A 2,771-nucleotide genomic window follows, 5' to 3' on the forward strand; every position below is an offset into this window, starting at 1 on the left:
GGTTCGCCGAACACACCGGTTCGCTGGGCGTCCGTCAGCTCATGGCCGTCTGCCGGACATCTCGTGAGTGGACGATGCCGATGTGGGTCAGCCTCCGATGTGGGTCAGCCGCTACACGGTAACCATTGCACACGGTTGCTGATCGTATGCGAAATGGTGTGCGTCAGCTGTCGTATACGAGCCGTCGGGTGCGCCGCGCGCATGGACCCGACGTCACCCGCCGGGCGATGATTGCGTCGGGTGATGATTCCGGCGGGTGATGGTTCCGGGAGAGCGCGACGCCGGTCAGAGGACGTTGCGGTGTACAGCGTTGTCGACGTGAACGCGTCCCGGCGGTGCTGGCCGGCACCGGCCGGGGCTGGCCGGCGTAGCCGGCGGAGCGCCGGCGGTGAGCAGTACGGCCGTGGTGAGCGGCAGAGGGGAGAGCCGTGCCCGAACACGCCCCGAACCACGCGCAGGCGGCCCCGGGTCACGCGAAGGCGCTGACGGCCGCGGAACCGGACGTGCTGGCAGTCGCGAGGGCGCCCGCGACCAGGGCCTGCGCGCGGTCCGTATCCGCTCCCGCCGCTCCCGCGTTCGCGTATACGGGTGTCACCCAGGAGGCGGGCACGGCGGACGCGCTGGAAGCGGACACGGGCGCTGGCACGGCAGGCGTGAGCCCGGCGGGCGCGCGTATGGCGGATGCGGACACGGCAGGCGTGAGCCCGGTGGGCGTGAACACGGCGGATGCGGAGACGGCGGATGCGGAGACGGTGGGGGCGCCGCTTTCCGCGGGCTCTCCTGCCGTCATCCGCCGGGGGCTGGCCATCCTCGGCACGGGGATCCGGGACGAGCCCCGGGTGTTCGCCGTCGCGGTCGTCGGCAGCGGCCTGTTCGGCCTGATGATGGTGGCGAGCGCGGTGGTGCTCGGCGAGGTCGTCGACAGGGTCGTGCTGCCGTCCTTCACGACCGGCCGGGCCGGCGCCGGCGGCCTCGCGCTGGCCGCGGTCGTCCTGTTCGCGGTCGGGGCGGCCCGGGCCGCCGGGATGTTCGTACGCCGGCTCGGCGGCGGTGTGATGGCCTTCCGGCTACAGGCCGCCTGCCGCCGCCGCGTCGTCCGGCAGTACCTGCGGCTGCCGCTGTCCTGGCACCAGCGCCATCCGACCGGCCTGCTGCTGTCGAACGCGAACGCCGACGTCGAGGCGAGCTGGGCGCCGGTCCTCCCGCTGCCGTTCGCGGTGGGGGTGCTGGGCGCGCTGGTCGTCGCCCTGACAGTGCTGATAGTGACGGATCCGCTGCTCACCGGTGTGGGATGCGTCGTCTTCCCGGCCTTCGGCGCTGTCAACATCGTCTATGGCCGGAAGATCTCCCCGTTGCTCGCCCGCGCCCAGCAGCTGCGGGCGGAGGTCAGCGGGCTCGCGCACGAGTCCTTCGACGGCGCGCTGGTGGTCAAGACAACGGGCCGGGAGGACGACGAGACGGCCCGGTTCGCCCGCAAGGCGGACGAGCTGCGCGCGGCGATGGTGCGCGCCGGGCAGGTCCGGGGGCTGTTCGACCCGGTGATGGACGCGTTGCCCAACATCGGCGTGCTGGTCGTCCTGCTGGTCGGGACGGCCCGGATCGCCGCGGGCGACCTGGCGGTCGGGGAGCTGATCCGGGTCGCCTACCTGTTCACGCTGCTGGCGTTCCCGCTGCGGGCGATCGGCTGGGTGTTCGGCGAGCTGCCCCGGTCGGTCGTCGGCCACCGCCGGGTGAGCACGGTGCTGCGGGCCCGTGACGACCAGCGTTTCGGCTCGGAGTCCGTGCCGGGACGCGCGCCGGTGGCGCTGGCGGTGGACGCCGTCTCCTACACCTATCCACGGCCGTCCCCACGGCCGGCCCCACGGCCGTCCGTGGGGCCGCTCACCGAGGGTGGGGCGCCGGCGGCCACCGCGGTGGCCGTTTCGCCCCCGGAGAGCCCGGCGCTGGAACGTCCGACGCTGGACAGGGTGAGCTTCGAGGTGCCGGCGGGCCGGGTGGTGGCGCTGGTGGGACGGACCGGTGCGGGCAAGTCCACACTGGCCGGCCTGCTGGTCAGGCTGTACGACCCCGACAGCGGGGCGGTCCGCGTGGACGGGGCCGACCTGGCGGAGCTCGCCCGCGACGAGGCCGCCGCGGTGGCCGCCCTCGTCCCCCAGCAGGCGTTCCTGTTCGACGACACCGTCCGCGCCAACGTCACCCTCGGCTCCGAGGTGGGCGACGAGGCGGTCTGGGAGGCGCTCGCGCGCGCCCAGGCGGACGGTTTCGTCGCCGCGCTGCCCGCCGGGCTGGACACGCGGGTCGGCGAGCGGGGCACGACGCTCTCGGGCGGCCAGCGGCAGCGGATCGCGCTGGCCCGCGCGCTGGTCCGCCGGCCCCGCCTGCTGGTGCTCGACGACGCGACGTCCAGCGTCGACCCGCGGGTCGAGTCGGCGATCCTCGCGGGGCTGCGGGCGCGGGCGGGCGCGTCCACGGTGGTCGTCGTCGCGCACCGGCGGGCGACGATCGAGCTCGCCGACGACGTCGTCTACCTGGAGCGGGGACGGGTCGCCGGGCACGGCAGCCACCGGGAGCTGATGGCCACCGCTCCCGGTTATGCGGCGTTGCTGTCCGCATATGATCTGGCGGATGTGGGCGGCGGCCAGCCCGAGGACGCGGGGCTGCCGCGATGAGCGCGCGCTGGCCGGCGGAGTGGGTGCGCACGGTCGGTGACGTCGGGCCGGCGTGGTGAGTACCGCCGCCGTGCCCACACCCCGTGATCCGCGCAGTGCCCC

At 74.6% G+C, this 2,771-nt stretch carries 1 protein-coding gene; it reads left to right on the forward strand.

What is annotated here, in order from left to right; genetic code table 11:
- The first annotated feature begins 674 nt into the window (after positions 1 to 674).
- Complete coding sequence (locus tag AC5LUJ_RS18615; RefSeq protein WP_493465376.1) at positions 675 to 2,669, forward strand: ABC transporter ATP-binding protein; 1,995 nt, start codon at positions 675 to 677, stop codon at positions 2,667 to 2,669.
- Positions 2,670 to 2,771 lie beyond the last annotated feature (102 nt).

Source organism: Protofrankia sp. CiP1_Cm_nod3 (assembly GCF_982290655.1).

Coding starts and splice junctions, on each gene's coding strand:
- AC5LUJ_RS18615 (WP_493465376.1), top strand. CDS start 675: ATGGCGGATGCGGACACGGCAGGCGTGAGCCCGGTGGGCGTGAACACG.